The following is a 16502-nucleotide window of genomic DNA, read 5'->3' as shown; positions in this document are numbered from 1 at the left end:
TAAAAGGATGGAATACAATGAGAAAAGTAATCACATACGGTACATTTGATTTATTACATTATGGACATATAAATCTTTTAAGAAGAGCAAAGGAACAAGGAGATTACCTGATCGTTGCTTTATCTACAGATGAGTTTAACTGGAATGAAAAACAAAAGAAATGTTATTTCTCATATGAGAAAAGAAAGATGTTACTTGAAGCTATTCGCTATGTGGATTTAGTCATCCCAGAAAATGGTTGGGAACAAAAAATGACAGATATTGACGAGTTTAAAGTAGATGTATTTGTTATGGGAGATGACTGGAAAGGCAAGTTTGATTTTGTTAAAGAAACTGGTGCTGAAGTTGTTTACCTAGAGCGTACACCAGAGATTTCAACGTCTCAAATTAAAAAAGACTTAAATGATAAAAAAATATAAAGAATGGAAAGTGTAGAGTATAATAAAAAACGTTTTTCTTCAAGAAATTGAAATGGCGAGTGTTTTTTACTTTAGGTTCATACAAAAAAGGATTCCTTAAACAGAATCCTTTTTTTGTGTATTTTTTTTAAAATAGTCATCACAAAGCTCGTAATACATTTGATAAAGCTTAAAAAAATCTTTTCTAGAAGGGTATAAATCCACACTAACGATTCGATATTTAGTATTTTTAGGCTGTGAGACATTCGTCAAAATTAAATCATAATTATCAAATTGATCAAGAGCTTCTTGGTGAGTAAAAAAAGAAATAGGCTCAAAAGTAAAACGACTATAGTGCTTTCGGTTTAATATTTCAGATAAAAAGCGAGTGTGTTCATCATCTGAATTCATAAACATACCTACTTTAAATTTCGGATAAGAAAATTGGATACTATATAGTAATGAATCCCAGTGAGTTAATAAAACATAAATTAAAACATCAATTTCATGCTCTTCATACTGATTAAAATAGTTATTATTAATAATGTGCTGGTAGAGAAATTGATAGACAAGAGGAAAATCTTTTTTTAAGTTCAATAAAAAATTATGCTTAAAATTATAGAGTAAATAAGTTTCACCAATCGTTGAGAGCCTAGAATTCATCAACTCTAATACTAAATCTTCATTTCGCTTAACGGTCAAATTATGATTAACTGCTTTAGAAATATTTGCGACAAGTAACTTCATCTGTTCATGTTCTTCTTTTAATTCAGGTGATTTCTCACAAAATTCAAGTAACTCTCTTTGATCTAGGGCTAGGTTTTCACTGACAACAGGATAGGCTAAATCAACAACATTTTCTCTATTGAGCTCAATTTGAAAGACACTTTTGACTGCTTGTTGAAAGATAGGATTTCTTAGCATGGGATAGTTGTAGCGATATTTAACATCATCAATCAATTTTGCATCATACTTATGCCCATTTTGTAGTCTGGTTAATGAAACGAAAAGTGTTACTCGGATTGTTTCGATATCTGGATAATTCATAAAAGATTTTCTTAGTTCAACATAACTCATTAGCATTTGCTCAAAGACTTTCTTTTGAATATTAGAAAAATTATAATTACGTTCCAAATATTTCTCTCTGAAATAATTAACAAACATATTTCGAATCAACCCTTCATCACCAGTTATTCTTATTGGGTTTGTGGCAATGTAAAAACCATATTTTTTTGTTTGTTTATTAACTTTAGTCAGGATTCTTTTGAGGGTCGAAAGGCTGACGAATAATGAATCAGCATAATCTTCTAATCGGTCATGACGTTCAAAAAAAACTTTTTCAAGAAACCTAAATTCAATGCTATTTCTTAAAATACAAGAATAAATATAATCAACAGAAATTTCATATTGATGAATTAAACGACATTCATACTGTGAGTAAGATTCAATATGAAGAGGTGCTATAAAATCATTAATTTTATTAAGATCTTTATGAATAGTCTGGAGAGAAACGTTAGTAATTTTTGCTAAATTTTCAAAGGTACTATAGTCATTATAATAAAGATATTCTAATATTTGTAAATGTCTTTGGCTTTGTTTTGATAGTATTAATCGCATTTAATAACCCTCATTTTCATTAATTGGAGTTCAAAGTTTAAAATAAATTACTTTTTTTTGAACTGTCTAGAATTTTTAAAAATATTATTATAAGTCTATAAGTTAAGTAACATTTTTTATTAGGCAATAAATTAAATTTAAATGCAAGTTTTTAACAGTAAATAATTTGCTAAGATTTAGTTACCTAATTTGATATGAAATGTATTTTCACACAATAGATAAAGTACATTTAAATCCATTCTAACATGAAGTAACAAAAAAAGGGATGGATTTATTATATGATCAATTTGTTCATTTAAATAACGATTATTGTTTTTTAAATTAAAGTAGGTAAAAAATAAATAAAAACGCGTTTCTATAAAGGGATGAAAGGAGTATTTATTAATGAATACACTAGCTTATATTAATGGAGATATAACAACTGAACAATACCAAGATTTAATTAATCAAAATGTGACAAGTATTTTAATTGACGTACCAAGAGAAGAAAATAATGAAAAAGTAATAGATAAATCACTAAAGACTATTATCGAAAGTTTACGACCAGGTGACAAGGTAATTATTTATGACTTAACTAATTTATATCAAACACTATCAGAATTAGCTTTATTCTTTAAACAAGCTAAAGAAAAAGAAATAGAATTAGTCATTTTAAATAAAGAAGAAATTTTTAATTCAATGACTGATAAGGATTTTATGGAATTTATTCATGACTTGAATGAAGAAAATCATCGTGTGGTACAAGAAAAGATAGAACGTTCTAAAAAAACTAGTAAAAGTGTAGGTCGTCCTAAATTATCACAAGAAAATATTAAACGAATCAGAAATTTAAGATTAGAAAAAAAATATACATTACGTGATACCGCTGAGTTATGTGGTGTGTCAGTGGGGACTGTACACAAGTATGCAGACCGAGTAGGTGAATAGTATTTGTTAAATGAAAATAAAATCATACTAGGAGTTTTTATTCTGATTTTATCTTTTACCTTTTCAATAAAAGGATTAGCAGATGAGAGTCAAATGCCAGTCGTTATAAAAACTATCTTACCAGATAATCAGATAAACAAGGAAGTTGAATACTTTGACTTAAAAATGACTCCTTTAGCTAAACAAAAAGTAAAAATCCAAGTAAGTAATATGACTGAAGAACCAATTAATTTTAAGTTACGTTATAGCAATGCTAAGACTACAAGTAATGGAGTCATTGAATACTCAGAAAATGGTGAGCTAAAACTAAACACACCTGTTGGATATAGTTTTACTGAAATTTTAAGTGGTCCAGATGAATTAAATGTACCCGCAAAAAAAACAGAAGAAGTTGAATTTTTGATTAGCATGCCAGAGAAAATTTATGATGGCTCAATTGCTGGTGGTGTTGAATTTATTCAAGAAACGAGTAAATCAGAAGAGGGAGCTTTAGTGGCCCAACGTTCATATTTAGTTGGTTTTAAAATGAGTGAAACAGAAACCAAAGTAGCTACTTCTATTGATTTAGGAAAAACATTTGTAGGTACTAAAAATTATAAAAGTGCTATTGTAGTGCCTTTAATTAATCTAAATGGTGAGTATATAGAAGAGTTATCAGTAAGTACTGAAATCATGCAGAAAGATGATAAAACTATAGTGATGAAAGATGACAAACAAATGATGCGAATGGCTCCTTTTTCAACATTAGAGTTTCCAATTTACTTTGAAGAGACAATACTTGATGTCGGTGAATATGTTATAAAAGTTAAAATTGAAGCTGAGAAGGATTTTAAGAAAGAATGGGAGCAATCATTTAATGTAACTAAAAAAGATTATGCCTTAATGAATGAATATCAACAGCTTTGGCATAAAGATATTGAAAAATCTTCAAAAAGGAAAGTCTTTTTTTTAGTAGTAATAACTATAGTTACTTTATTAGTTAGCTCCTTAATAGTTCTGAAATACATATCAAATAAAAAAGTTAAAGGAGACAAAAATGGGAAAAAGAAAAAATATAAGTAGATGGATAAGTACCTTTTCAGTTATTAGTTTACTCGCTTGGTTTTTTTTTAGTATTCGGTTTTTTTATGTCTATCAAGAAGCTTCTGTTTTCGCGACTGAAGGAGCACAACCGATTATTAAAATACTAGAAATATTAAATTATCGTGGTGAAGAGCTACTATCTTTCTTTATCTCATTTTTTATATTAGTATCATTAAGTTTTTTATTTTTAATTTATTTATTTTTATATATTAAAAAATATCACTTAAAAAATTCATTATTAATTATAACAGGCATATTTATAACTTTTTTCATCACTATTAATCTAATTAATGAGCTATTTCTTTTTCTTCTCGTTTTAATAGTTGTCTCTTTTTTAATTATGGTTTCAATAGGCATCACTGTAAAATATCTTTATGTGGAAGAAGATGATTATGAAGAAAGGTTAAATTCCTTTAGTGGCCCATTTAAAACTCTTTCTAAAGCAGAAAAGCATGCTGAACAAAAGGTGAGTAAGATTAAAAAGAAATCAAATCAACACATCGTATATAAGATTGATTTAGAAATAGGCGAAGGATACTACGTAAACATTTATATAGAAGAAACTGATAATGGGAGAAATGAAAATAATGAATGAAGAAAAAAGGTTTTTAATCTGTTTTACCTTATTGTTACTAATAATGGTTAGCATGATTAGTTTAAATAATAGGGTTTTAGCAGACGACGTTAGTTCTGGAATGGGATTTTCAGTATCCCCAATTTTACCAGCAACTCAGATTGATCCTGACTTAGGATATTACTACTTAAAAACAGAACCAAACGAAGAACAGAAATTTGAAGTCATGTTGTCTAGCCAAAAAGAGGAGACCCAAGAAATTCAGATGTTTGTACAAGATGCTTACACAGGAAGTAACGGTGTTTTGACATATGGAGTTGATGGCGTTGATAAGTTTAAACAAGATAAAAGCTTAACTCATGCAACTAGTCAAATAGTGACACCAGTAAGTGAAAGTGTTGAATTAGCACCTGGTGAATCAAAAGTTGTTTCATTTAAAGTTAAACCACCGACTAAATCTTATGATGGTGCTAAAATAGGTCGTCTAGTTTTTAAACCAGCAGGTAAAGAGGAAGATAAAAATAAAGCAATTGTTGATGAGTATCAATATGGAGTCAGTATAATTTTGTCAGAATCTGGTGATGATTATTCAAATGGAGATTTAAAAAAACTTAATTTAGGTGAAGTGAAACCAACTATTAAACGTGGAAAACGCTTAGTAACAGCTAATCTTCAAAATTCAGAATCTAAAAGACTGATGAATATTGAATTACTCGCAACAGTCACAGAAAAAGGTAGTGACAAAGTAATTAAGCAAACAAAAATACCGGATTTCCAATTCGCTCCTAATAGTAATGTAGATTTAGAAATTGATTGGGGATTAAGTGAGATTTCAGCAGGAGAATATACAGTAAATATTTTAGCCAAAAATTCATATGATGACATTCATTTAACGAAGGATTTTAGAATAGAAGGTGATGAAGCTAGAGAATTAAATCAGAAAAGTGCTTTTAAAATTAAAACACCTACATGGGTAAAAATAACAGCAATTAGTACTGGAGTTATTTCTTTTATTGTATTTTTATGTATTTCAGTTAGAAATAACAAGTGGGAAAAGCTAATGAAGAGAAAAAGAAAAAACAGAAAGAAAATAGGTAACTCTAAAAGGATGTGAACTACATGGGTAGAAAATTATTTGTTAAGTTAAGTTGTTTTTTAGTCTTTATGTGTGTGTTTACAGGAATTACAGAGACTTATGCATCGGAAAATCAAAATAACACAAATATTGGCATCATATTTGAAAAAGAAAAAGAAGTGGATATTCCAACGATTAAACCACCTTTAATTGATGGTGGAAATGACAAACCACCACTCAGAATGTTACCAAAAACAGGAGAACTACTAACATCAATGATTATTATTCTGATAGGAATTTCATTATTTATTTTTGGTATTGGGATTATAGTAATTAAGCAGCTCTATAAAGAAGCAAGTTGGGAGGGAATTTAATGAAAGATTATTTATGGATTTTTATATTAAGTGCCATTGCTTTATTTTCTGCAGGTATATTTTTAGGAACAATTTCAAAATCAACAAGATTAATTAAAAAACTACATCTATCAAAAATAAGTTTAATACTAAATTTTATGCTACTAATTATTTCATTAGTTGATATTGGCTTAATTATTTATGTCTTTATTTTAGTGAAAGATCAAATAAATTTATTGGTTTAAATAGAAAGAATATTTATACAACTTATGACAATAACACCATCCACTAAATTATTTTAACTATCTAGGAGGAAATTAAAGATGAAAAAATTTATTTTATCAAGTACATTATTATCGGCATTTGTGTTAGTAGGAGCTGTAGTTGTATCTGCTGATGAAGTAAAACAAGCAGAAACACCAGTGGGAATTGAATTTAAAACAGAAGGGCCAAATGAAGTAGTAACTGGTCCTTACAAAGGTGTTTTAACATTAGTACACAAGCCAACTGCATTTGAGTTTGGTTCACATTCAGCAACAGGTGCTTTATTAACTGCTGAAGGAAAAATGGAAGGTAAACAATATTTAGTTGTTAGTGACGACCGTGATAACGATACTGTAGGTACAGGAGTTTCTGACCAAAATAGTAAAAAAGGGGATCCATGGAAATTAACAGCAAAAATGGATGAGCTAAAAAGTGGAACTGAAACACTACCTTCAAAATTAATTTTAAATTTAGGAGCTGCTAAAAAATATGATTTAGGTACAACTCCTGATGGAAATGGTGATATTAAACCAAATCCAGCTAATGACACATCAATCTCTGATTTTGCTGATGAAACTCATGGTGTGAAAATTACAAAAAAAGTTGAATTAGAGTCAGATAAAAACAATGAGGTTGTTATTATGAATAAAGCAAAAGAAGATGGGAAAAAAATTGGTGTGGCTACTCAAGTGGAGAGTACAAACTTAATTATTCAAGCACCAAAAACATCAGCTGGAAAACAATATACGTCTAAAGTAATTTGGACATTATCAACAGGTATTTAAGAAAAGTAGAAATAAAAAACAATAACATAACAGTGGATGGTTTTTGTTATTGTTATAAATTGTGTAAATATTTTTATAAATTTGAGAGGGTGGGATAGGCTTGAAAAGATTGGTCAAATTCTTGCTATTAATGGGTATATTAGTTAGCTCTACATTTTGGCAAAGTGTAAAGGTAAAAGCTGATGTTATTCCAAATCCTGATGGCTCGGTAACAATAAATAAAGAAGATATAATTAAAAAAATCAAGATAGAAGGAACAACTAAACCAGCAGTTATCGAAAATGGTATTGTCAAATATCAATTAACTGAATATAAACCAGAGCCACCAAGTGAAGGAACCACAGGAGCAATTTATCTAGAAGACAGATTGTCTGCAAAAGATTCATTTACATTTAAGGGGTATATGAAATCATATAATCCGAAAATAACTTCACGTCTTGACTATATTGGAGATGGTCAGAGTTTGATTTTTCATAGTGATGACAGTAAATTTTATGGAGAGTCTGGAAGTAATCTGGGAATATTGGGTCTTAAAAATGCAAGAGGTTTAGTCTACGATGTGTTTTATAATAACACTTTAGATGCTTCTTTTTGGCAAAGTGGACAAGCATTGCAAGATCCGGGGAATTTTTCTACTTTTTATTTCCAAGGTTGGTCAACGGATACTCAAGGAAGAGGTAAACGGGAGACAGATCCTGTACATTATGAGAAAAGATCTTATGTAAATAGTGATAAGAAAGAAGTTATCATGAACTATAACGCTAATGACAGAAAAATGAAATTTGATGTCAGTTTTGAAGATTTTTCTTCACAACATATTTTATCTATGCCACAATCTCAAGACTATTTTTATTTTGCAAGTACTGCTTCAACTGGTTGGGCTACTGGGACATTTGATACGTATATTGAGTCAATTACTTATACACCATATCGAAAAAAAACAATTCAATATATTGACGCAGATAGTAAAAAGGAATTGAAGGAGTATCAAGAAACTAAAGAAGTGAAACTGAATGAGAAATACTTTTTTCAACCAAAGACTATTCCAGGTTACGATGTTGTTGATATTGAGGGGAAGCTAGAAGGAACTATTTTGTATGAAGAAAATTTAAATGATGAGTTTGTTAAAGTCTACCTAAGAAAACAAGAAACAATACCAACTTATGATGTTGTAGAGCTGAAGAATACAACTTTATCTAGACAAGTTGTAAAGGGTGTAGACCAAATAGAGTTTAGAACTGAAGAATTAGATATACCTACTTTTAGGAGACCAGTTTCTAAAATAACAATAACCACACCTAAGGGAATTTCAAGAGATATGAGTCAATCGACTGTTCGTCATAATTGGTTTGCATCAGAATATCAGACCGATAATAAAAATGTCTATCAAATATATAATGCCAATTATGATAATGTGTTAACACAACAAGAAAGTTTAAAAAATAAGTCTGAAGTGAAGTATGCAATAGAGAATTTTTGTAAATTCAAAGTAGATGACAATAGCGACAAAATAGATGAAAAAACGATTCAAATAGAGTTGTCGAATTACCCAATGCCATATTTTGAAAACCAAAAGGAAACACAAAAAATAGGATATATATTTCCTAAATTAAACGATATCGATTTTAATGAAATGTTGGCCTATGATGAACAAGTGTTTAATCCGTTAATCCCTGTTAACACAAATTTTTTAAGCTATCGAGGAATAAGGGCTGATAAATCATCTGCTTTAGATGATACTGACTTTCTGAAGCAAACACTAGTAACTAAAGGGGTGGCAACTACTGATAATCATTTAATTTTAGGAAACTTTTATCAAAACCTACCAATTACCCAATATTTAGTTAAGTATGATTTAACTAAAGGATTAACAGGTGTAGATGAAATGAAATCAGTTCCTAAGATAGCAATTCCTCAACCAGTAGTTTTGCAGATGAAAGATACCTTAGGAAATGATTTAGGAAGGAAAGAAATAGAAAATAGCTATCGTTTAGGTGATACAATTTATTCATCTCAAGAAAACTTACCTAAAATTCCTGATTATCATTTTTATGGAATAGAAAACAGTGATATAAAATTTCCCATCAAAGTAACTAATAAAAAACAAGAAATTGTTGTGATTTACGAAGCGGATCAATTATATTGGGGAGAAGTACCTTGGGAGTTTAACCAAAAAACTGGTGAATTGATTTTTACAGATGGAGGAACTCTAAGTGATTATACGACATCACCTTGGAATCGTAAGGATAAATATTGTGTGAATTCTGATTTAATAAAGAAAATTACTATAAAGGCACCTATAAAGGCACCTCAAGATAGTAACTTACTTTTCAGTATACCTAATGGTGGTTTAACCAAGGTTGAATATATTGATGGTTTAGAAAAACTTGATACTTCTCAAGTCAATCGAATGAGTAATATGTTTAGACATATGTACAATCTTAAAAAATTAAATCTTAGCTCCTTTAATACAAGTCAAGTGACCAATATGGGATCGATGTTTCGAGATTTAAGAAGTGTTGGTGAATTGGATCTAAGTAGTTTTGAAACAACCAATAAAACAGATATGAATAATCTGTTTACAGGAATGAATCAATTAAAAGTGCTAACACTTGGAGATAAGACGAGTTTATATAATACCTCATTAATAACACCAAAAGGAACTGAATTTACTGGTAAGTGGCAATCTATAGGTAAAGGAACTTTAGGGAAACCTACAGGAGATTTTGTAGGTATAGCAACAGAACTAGAGAAAAAAACTCAAAAAGCACCAATTAATGAAACCTATGTTTGGGAACCAGTTATGAATATTGATTTAACTATTAACTATTTATTACTAGGAAATAATGATATAGAAACAGATATATTCATTATTGAGAACTTGGAAAAAGGGAAACGAAAAAAAGCATATAACAAGAAATTACGGCATCAACATAGTAGTATCAAAGAGTTCCTAAAAGCCAATGATATAGAGATGACGCCAGAATTTGAAGGTTATGATTTTATAACAGAAAAAACCACTACAATAATAAATGAGACACAAGAAAAAATAACGTTAGACAGCAAATTACCAAAAGAAGATCTTACGATTAATTTTTATTTTAAACCAAAAGTTGAACTTAATGTACCTGATGAAATTAACTTTGGTGTTCGTCAAAAAAGTGATTGGTTAAATATCTATAGTATGGAGCCGAGCAAGATTGAAACGAACAATAAGATATCTATAATTGATACTTTTGAAACCAATAAAAAGCAACCTGATTGGAATCTGTATGCCTCTACAGAAGGTTTTTATAATGAGGAATCAGGTGTAAGATTATTGGCTGATATCATGTTTAAATCTCCAGATTTTAATGAAACAAAAGTAATTAGTAAAGAAAGTACACCTCTTTATGAAGATGTTGATTTCTATAAAAAAGATATTTTTTTAACTGACAAGAATCAGGAGGAAGGATTGTTTGTCAGAGTGGCTAAAGTACAAGAATTAGGTAAATATAATGGTATCTTGAAGTATAAATTAGAAGTAGCACCGTAAATTAAAACAACAATCAAAAAAAGATTGTTGTTTTTTTGCTATCAAATCAAATAACTATTTCTTAAATAGCTAAATTGAACTTAACTTATCAAAATATTCTTAATATGGTACACTATATAGTGTAATTAATTTTAAACTTTGAAAAAAATATATAATGAAATAGGAGATTTAAAATGCAAAAAGTAAGAAAAGCAGTTATCCCCGCAGCAGGACTTGGAACGAGATTCTTACCAGCTACAAAGGCTATGGCTAAAGAGATGTTACCAATTGTGGATAAACCAACAATTCAATTTATTGTGGAAGAGGCGATTGCTTCAGGAATTGAAGACATCTTAATCGTAACTGGAAAAGCCAAACGCCCGATTGAAGATCATTTTGATTCAAATCTTGAGTTAGAGATGAACTTAAAAGAAAAAGGTAAGGATGATTTATTAAAACTAGTGACAGAAACAACTGGGTTAAACTTACACTTTATCCGTCAATCACATCCACTTGGATTAGGGCATGCTGTACTTCAAGCTAAATCATTTGTTGGGAATGAACCATTTGTGGTTATGCTGGGTGATGATTTAATGGAAGACACTGTGCCATTATCAAAACAATTAATTAATAACTATGAAAGCACTCATGCTTCAACTATTGCTGTGATGGATGTTCCTCACGAAGAAGTTGATAAATATGGTATCATCAATCCTGGTAAAGAAGTTGAAAAAAATCTTTACCATGTGAATAACTTTGTTGAAAAACCAAAAGTTGAAGATGCGCCAAGTGATATGGCTATTATTGGTCGTTATCTATTAACTCCTGAAATTTTTGGTATTTTAGAAAACCAAAAACCAGGAGCAGGAAATGAAATCCAGTTAACAGATGCCATTGATACTTTAAATAAAACACAACGCGTTTTTGCTCATAAATTTACTGGTACTAGATATGATGTTGGAGACAAATTTGGCTTCATGAAAACAAGTATTGAGTATAGCTTAAAACATCCACAAATCAAAGATGATATGAGACAATTAATTTTAGATTTAAGTGATGAAATCCGTAAAGATGAGAAAAAAGAAGCTAAAAAAGAGAAATAAATTTTTAAGAAGCTAACTAAAAAGGTTAGCTTCTTTTTATGTATGTTCTTAGAAGATATTTCTATATTATGATATAGTTAAGACGATTTAAAAGTAGAGGGTGAATAGGTATGGAAATTATCAAATCAATTCGTAAATTAAAAAATAATCAGTATACTTTAACAACTGAGAGTGGCAAAAAAATCAGTGTGTCAGAAGATACTTTAGTACGTCACCGTTTACTAAAGGGTGAGGAAATTACTGATGAGTCTCTAGAAAAAATCAGAAAAGAAGCAGAGATGGATATTGGTTATCAGATTGCTTTGTCTTTTTTAAATTTCCAATTACGTTCTGAAAAAGAAATCAAAGATCAATTGAAGAAAAAAGAAATTTCAGGTGAGGGTATTACTTACGTTATCAATAAATTAAAAGATTTGAGCTTGTTAGATGACTTAGTCTTTGCTGAGAGTTATGTTAGGACTGTTATGAAAACACAAGATAAGGGACCTCAACAAATCAAACAAAGTTTATTTAAAAAAGGTATTTCGGAGGAGAATATTTCTAAGGCTTTGGAGTTGTTTGTTTTTGACGATCAAGAAGAAGCGGCTAAAAGGTTAGCAGAAAAAGCGTTAAGAAAATATCAAAGTAAAAGCCATAAAGAACAAATTCAAAAGGTGAGACAACATCTTTTTACAAAGGGTTACAGTGGAGATGTCATTAATATCGTTATGTCTGATTTAGAGATAGAAAAAGATGAGGACGAGGAATATGACTTACTTGTAGCTCAGGGAGATAAACTTTGGCGTAAGCACGGGAGACTAGATAGGTCAAAACGAAATCAGAAAATCAAACAATCTTTATTTCAAAAAGGTTTTGATTTTGATAATATAAATCGCTACATAGAAGAGAAAGAGATGGAAGATGACAATTAATAATCAACCAATTGAATGGAATCAGGAACAAGTAAAAGAGATGCAAGACAAACTTTTAGCTTGGTATGATCAAGAAAAAAGATTATTACCGTGGCGAGAAAATAAAGATCCGTATCGCATTTGGGTATCAGAAATTATGCTCCAACAAACGCAAGTTATAACAGTAATACCGTATTTCCACCGCTTTTTAGAGTGGTTTCCTACTATTAAAGATCTAGCTGAAGCGCCAGAAGATAAGTTGCTTAAAGCTTGGGAAGGCTTAGGGTATTACTCAAGAGTTAGAAACATGCAACACGCTGCTCAAACTATGGTAGAAAAATTTAATGGTGAGATGCCGCGAGATATAAAAGATATTTTGAGCCTAAAAGGTATTGGACCTTATACAGCTGGAGCCATAGCTAGTATTGCTTTTGATTTACCGGAGCCGGCAGTTGATGGCAATGTCATGCGAGTTTATAGTCGTTTATTTTGTATTGAAGATGATATTGCTGATCCAAAATCAAGAAAAATCTTTGAACAAAAAGTGAGAGAAACAATTTCTCAAGAAAGACCAGGAGATTTTAATCAAGCTCTGATGGATTTAGGTGCGACAATCTGTACACCAACCTCACCTAAAATTGAGATTGATCCATTAAAAGATTTGTACGAAGCACATAAACAAGGCCGTATGGAAGACTTTCCTGTTAAAAAGAAAAAAATTAAAACAGTTCCTTTGTATTATGTCGGCCTAGCTATTAAAAATGAATTAGGTGAGTATTTATTAGAAAAAAGGCCAGCTGATGGTTTACTTGCTAATATGTGGACTTATCCTCTAATAGAAACTGATAAAAAAAATTACACTGCTATGGAAAAAGAATGGCAAGCTTATTTAGAGGATAATAAAGAGCCAACACTTTTTGATTTTGTAGCAGAAGGATATAGTCCGATTGATGATTTGTTTATTGAACATTTAGAGCAAAAAAATCTAGATGTTGTGTGGCAAAAGCAACCCCTTGGAGAAGTTAAACATGTTTTTAGTCATAGAAGATGGCATATTCTTTTAGCACATGGATTTTTAAAGACAGATAGTGACATTAAGTTAAGTGAAAAACAGGAGTGGGTACATCCTGATAACTTTGATTCATATGTCTTTCCCAAACCCCAACAAAAGATGGTTAGTATATTAGAGGATTTAAGAAATAAATAGTGATAATCTTGATTTAGTTATGCTATAATAATTGTGATATTGGTGTAATGAACACCCTAGCGAAAAAATTGGCGAAAACCGCCAAAGAAAGTAGGGTAACAAGAAATGCGTGTACCTAAAGAAGGAGAGTTTATAACAATCCAAAGTTACAAGCATGACGGTAGTTTACATCGAACTTGGCGTGACACAATGGTTTTAAAAACCAGTGAATGCTCGATTATCGGTATGAATGATCACACTCTAGTGACTGAATCCGATGGTAGACGTTGGGTGACGCGAGAACCAGCAATTTTGTATTTTCATACAAAATATTGGTTCAATATAATTGCAATGATTCGCGATAAGGGCGTTTCTTATTATTGTAATCTGGCTTCACCTTATGTTTTAGATGAAGAGGCACTAAAATACATCGATTATGATTTGGATATCAAAGTTTTTCCTGATGGGGAAAAACGTCTGCTTGATGTAGATGAGTATGAAGCTCACAGTAAACAGATGAACTATCCAGATGAGATTGATTTTGTATTGAAGGAAAATGTCAAAATATTGGTGGATTGGATCAACAATGAAAAAGGTCCTTTTTCAGATGAGTATATTAAAGTCTGGCATGAGCGTTATCAACAATTATCAAGAAGACAGTAATATTTATCAGGTCGTGCATGTACAAAAATAATAAAAAGAAGCTAGAGAAATCTAGCTTCTTTTTGTATTTTTTTTAATATGTTCAACTAAACGATAACTAGCTTTATTATCTCTGTGGGAGTAGATATCATCTAATTTATCCTCAAATTTTGTTTGATTTTTTCTTTGATTAGATAATAATTTCATTGAGTTAATTAGTTTATCATAGGATTCGATAATTTCACCAGGTAAATATTTTTGATATGATTCATCTTCGTTTTTGTTCTCAGCCAAACCTAGATAGTAGATAACAGGTTTACTCATGATTGCAAAATCTAAAGCAGCACTTGAATAATCAGTAATCATCACATCAGAATCGATTATATAATTTTGAATACTTTTTACATCATCCTCAGTAGAAATAAAAACATTCTTATTATTAGTTGAGAATAAGTGAATGTATTTTTCAAGATTAGAGTGTAATCTAAGCGTTAGTGTTAGTTGTTGATTATCATTCCAAAAAGAATCATTAATTAATTTCATAATATTTTGGTAATATTCAGTTTTGCTGAATTCTTCAGTAGTTAAATCATTTAATTTAATTCGCCAAGTAAAAAATGCGAAAAAGTGTTTATTTTTGTCGAATAAATTTATTTTTTTAAGACGTTGTTTCCAAGTAAATAAATTATCAAATCTGGGTAAACCATATTCTAAAATATAATTACTTGAAAAAGCATATTCAGTTTCAATTAAATTAGATTCTCTTTTTGAAGAGGTTATAAAGTAATTAAGAAATTTATTATTATCAAAATAATAAAGATGTCTAACATCCTTTTGTAAGATAATGCCATGTTGAATAAAGTAACAAGTTTTATCTTTAAATAATTCTAGTCCTTCATAGGTTGAAAATGGGCATAAATAATAAGAAGAATGACTATGCACAATAACATCAGCCTCTAAAAAACAATCTGTATATTCGTAGCTTCCGATAAATCTAACATAATCTATATATTTAGTTAAATTCTTTAAGTCACTGCTGTTTTCTTTAATAGCATAATAGATGTTAAATTCATTTTTATAGTGTTTAACAAGATATTTAAAAAAAGCTAAACCATTGTCTCTAGCTGTATTATGATATTCACCAATTATTATTGTAAGTTTGTTAGGTGATTTAGAAGTTTTTAAATGATTACTTTTTAATTTGTTAAGAAAATATGTTAGTTCGTTTGTTTTATAAATGTAATAATTTAAAGAAAAAAAATGATTGTCAGTTCCAAAAGGTTTAAGTAAAAAAGTTGTATTTTTTGGTTCTTCGAAAAATAGATCACCTAAGTATTTAACAAAATTAGTTGGTACTCTAAAAGCATAAGTACTGGTAGTATACTCTTTAATTTCAAAATTATAATAAAAATCTATCCAATTAAAAAAAGGTTCATCAGGGTTATAGATAGAATTTAATAAATTAGAAATGTCTTTATTATTTACAGAAAAAGAAGTTTGGCTTTCATAAGTAATAGCAAAAGAATTTGGAATGAGTTGAGTATTATTAACTTGTATATCAGATGAAGATACAATTAGTTGTTTTTTTGTTTTTCTGTCTCTCAAAAAAAGATTAACAACTGTAGGTTGGAAATATTTTGTTGATAAATTAAGATCAAAAATTAGTGAATCATTGATTTTTTCAATTTTGTTGAGCATAATATCTTCAAGAATAGTTTTATTAGAAATAAAGCCTTCATTGAAAATTTTAAGTTTCTTATCACCACCTATATAGCATGTATAGGTGGTTTCATTATCAATAATTTCTGTGCGTGTCTTAAATGCCATTTTTGTATTTTCAATATTAAATGGAATCCATTCCTCATCGCTAAGATAGGAAATACTAACAAAAGCTTTTTGGTTATCTGTAATAAATTTTAAATCATCAGTTGTAATGATTAGTTGATTATTATCTATTGTATAAATTTTTTCGTTTTTACTATCTAATTTTATTTCTGATAAATTAGCTGTTTCGAAATTGATTATAAAAGTATTGTTCTGAACGTCAATAATCAATGGAATTAACCTTCCTTCTATTTGTTATTGTAAGAT

At 29.6% G+C, this 16502-nt stretch carries 15 protein-coding genes; 13 read left to right on the top strand and 2 right to left on the bottom strand.

The window, feature by feature from the left end; translation table 11 throughout:
* The first annotated feature begins 17 nt into the window (after nucleotides 1–17).
* A complete protein-coding gene (tagD, locus tag DFR54_RS06425; protein ID WP_086341384.1) occupies nucleotides 18–419 on the top strand; it encodes a glycerol-3-phosphate cytidylyltransferase in 402 nt (133 codons plus the stop codon).
* A gap of 96 nt (nucleotides 420–515) precedes the next feature.
* Here the strand turns inward: tagD and DFR54_RS06420 are convergent, their stop codons facing one another.
* Entirely contained in the window at nucleotides 516–2015 is a 1500-nt protein-coding gene (locus DFR54_RS06420; RefSeq protein WP_114289529.1) for an AcpB/EbpR/MafR family transcriptional regulator, read from the bottom strand.
* A gap of 384 nt (nucleotides 2016–2399) precedes the next feature.
* Between DFR54_RS06420 and DFR54_RS06415 the strand changes: the two genes are divergently transcribed.
* From DFR54_RS06415 to ntdP, 12 genes are all read left to right on the top strand, one after another.
* The gene (locus tag DFR54_RS06415) at nucleotides 2400–2942 is read left to right on the top strand and encodes a recombinase family protein (RefSeq protein ID WP_114289528.1); all 543 of its coding nucleotides are present in this window, start codon (nucleotides 2400–2402) and stop codon (nucleotides 2940–2942) included.
* A 3-nt stretch (nucleotides 2943–2945) separates the two neighbouring features.
* Complete coding sequence (locus DFR54_RS06410; protein ID WP_114289527.1) at nucleotides 2946–4004, top strand: DUF916 domain-containing protein; 1059 nt, start codon at nucleotides 2946–2948, stop codon at nucleotides 4002–4004.
* Nucleotides 3979–4620 (top strand): hypothetical protein, encoded by a 642-nt coding sequence (locus tag DFR54_RS06405; protein WP_114289526.1) that lies wholly within the window; start codon nucleotides 3979–3981, stop codon nucleotides 4618–4620. Before DFR54_RS06410 ends, DFR54_RS06405 begins: the two co-directional genes overlap by 26 nt.
* Complete coding sequence (locus DFR54_RS06400) at nucleotides 4613–5713, top strand: WxLIP family cell surface protein (RefSeq protein WP_167806211.1); 1101 nt, start codon at nucleotides 4613–4615, stop codon at nucleotides 5711–5713. Before DFR54_RS06405 ends, DFR54_RS06400 begins: the two co-directional genes overlap by 8 nt.
* 5 nt (nucleotides 5714–5718) lie before the next feature.
* A complete protein-coding gene (locus DFR54_RS06395) occupies nucleotides 5719–6048 on the top strand; it encodes a hypothetical protein (RefSeq protein ID WP_114289524.1) in 330 nt (109 codons plus the stop codon).
* Nucleotides 6048–6272 carry a hypothetical protein gene (locus DFR54_RS06390; protein ID WP_114289523.1) on the top strand — a complete coding sequence of 75 codons (225 nt, stop codon included), beginning with the start codon at nucleotides 6048–6050 and terminating at the stop codon, nucleotides 6270–6272. Before DFR54_RS06395 ends, DFR54_RS06390 begins: the two co-directional genes overlap by 1 nt.
* 78 nt (nucleotides 6273–6350) lie before the next feature.
* Nucleotides 6351–7076, top strand: a complete 726-nt coding sequence (locus tag DFR54_RS06385) for a WxL domain-containing protein (RefSeq protein WP_114289522.1) — start codon at nucleotides 6351–6353, stop codon at nucleotides 7074–7076.
* Nucleotides 7077–7176: 100 nt separating this feature from the next.
* Complete coding sequence (locus DFR54_RS06380) at nucleotides 7177–10611, top strand: BspA family leucine-rich repeat surface protein (RefSeq protein WP_114289521.1); 3435 nt, start codon at nucleotides 7177–7179, stop codon at nucleotides 10609–10611.
* A 173-nt stretch (nucleotides 10612–10784) separates the two neighbouring features.
* Entirely contained in the window at nucleotides 10785–11693 is a 909-nt protein-coding gene (gene galU, locus DFR54_RS06375; protein WP_114289520.1) for a UTP--glucose-1-phosphate uridylyltransferase GalU, read from the top strand.
* A gap of 110 nt (nucleotides 11694–11803) precedes the next feature.
* Nucleotides 11804–12604, top strand: a complete 801-nt coding sequence (gene recX / locus DFR54_RS06370; RefSeq protein ID WP_114289519.1) for a recombination regulator RecX — start codon at nucleotides 11804–11806, stop codon at nucleotides 12602–12604.
* Nucleotides 12600–13790 (top strand): A/G-specific adenine glycosylase, encoded by a 1191-nt coding sequence (gene mutY, locus DFR54_RS06365; RefSeq protein ID WP_420510676.1) that lies wholly within the window; start codon nucleotides 12600–12602, stop codon nucleotides 13788–13790. The genes recX and mutY overlap by 5 nt, the downstream gene beginning before the upstream one ends.
* Before the next feature lie 105 nt (nucleotides 13791–13895).
* Nucleotides 13896–14432: a nucleoside tri-diphosphate phosphatase gene (gene ntdP / locus DFR54_RS06360; protein ID WP_086341388.1), complete on the top strand. Its 537-nt coding sequence runs from the start codon at nucleotides 13896–13898 to the stop codon at nucleotides 14430–14432.
* Between the two features lie 51 nt (nucleotides 14433–14483).
* Here the strand turns inward: ntdP and DFR54_RS06355 are convergent, their stop codons facing one another.
* A complete protein-coding gene (locus tag DFR54_RS06355) occupies nucleotides 14484–16466 on the bottom strand; it encodes a CDP-glycerol glycerophosphotransferase family protein (RefSeq protein WP_114289517.1) in 1983 nt (660 codons plus the stop codon).
* Between the last annotated feature and the right edge of the window lie 36 nt (nucleotides 16467–16502).

Origin of the sequence: Vagococcus fluvialis (assembly GCF_003337315.1) — a bacterium.
GTDB classification, from domain to species: domain Bacteria; phylum Bacillota; class Bacilli; order Lactobacillales; family Vagococcaceae; genus Vagococcus; species Vagococcus fluvialis.
Note: the sequence above shows the minus strand (reverse complement) of the source record. Positions and strands in the feature narration are given on the sequence as shown.

Coding starts and splice junctions, on each gene's coding strand:
- DFR54_RS06400 (WP_167806211.1), top strand. CDS start 4,613: ATGAATGAAGAAAAAAGGTTTTTAATCTGTTTTACCTTATTGTTACTA.
- DFR54_RS06420 (WP_114289529.1), bottom strand. CDS start 2,015: ATGCGATTAATACTATCAAAACAAAGCCAAAGACATTTACAAATATTA.
- galU (WP_114289520.1), top strand. CDS start 10,785: ATGCAAAAAGTAAGAAAAGCAGTTATCCCCGCAGCAGGACTTGGAACG.
- ntdP (WP_086341388.1), top strand. CDS start 13,896: ATGCGTGTACCTAAAGAAGGAGAGTTTATAACAATCCAAAGTTACAAG.
- tagD (WP_086341384.1), top strand. CDS start 18: ATGAGAAAAGTAATCACATACGGTACATTTGATTTATTACATTATGGA.
- DFR54_RS06415 (WP_114289528.1), top strand. CDS start 2,400: ATGAATACACTAGCTTATATTAATGGAGATATAACAACTGAACAATAC.
- DFR54_RS06390 (WP_114289523.1), top strand. CDS start 6,048: ATGAAAGATTATTTATGGATTTTTATATTAAGTGCCATTGCTTTATTT.
- DFR54_RS06385 (WP_114289522.1), top strand. CDS start 6,351: ATGAAAAAATTTATTTTATCAAGTACATTATTATCGGCATTTGTGTTA.
- DFR54_RS06395 (WP_114289524.1), top strand. CDS start 5,719: ATGGGTAGAAAATTATTTGTTAAGTTAAGTTGTTTTTTAGTCTTTATG.
- recX (WP_114289519.1), top strand. CDS start 11,804: ATGGAAATTATCAAATCAATTCGTAAATTAAAAAATAATCAGTATACT.
- DFR54_RS06405 (WP_114289526.1), top strand. CDS start 3,979: ATGGGAAAAAGAAAAAATATAAGTAGATGGATAAGTACCTTTTCAGTT.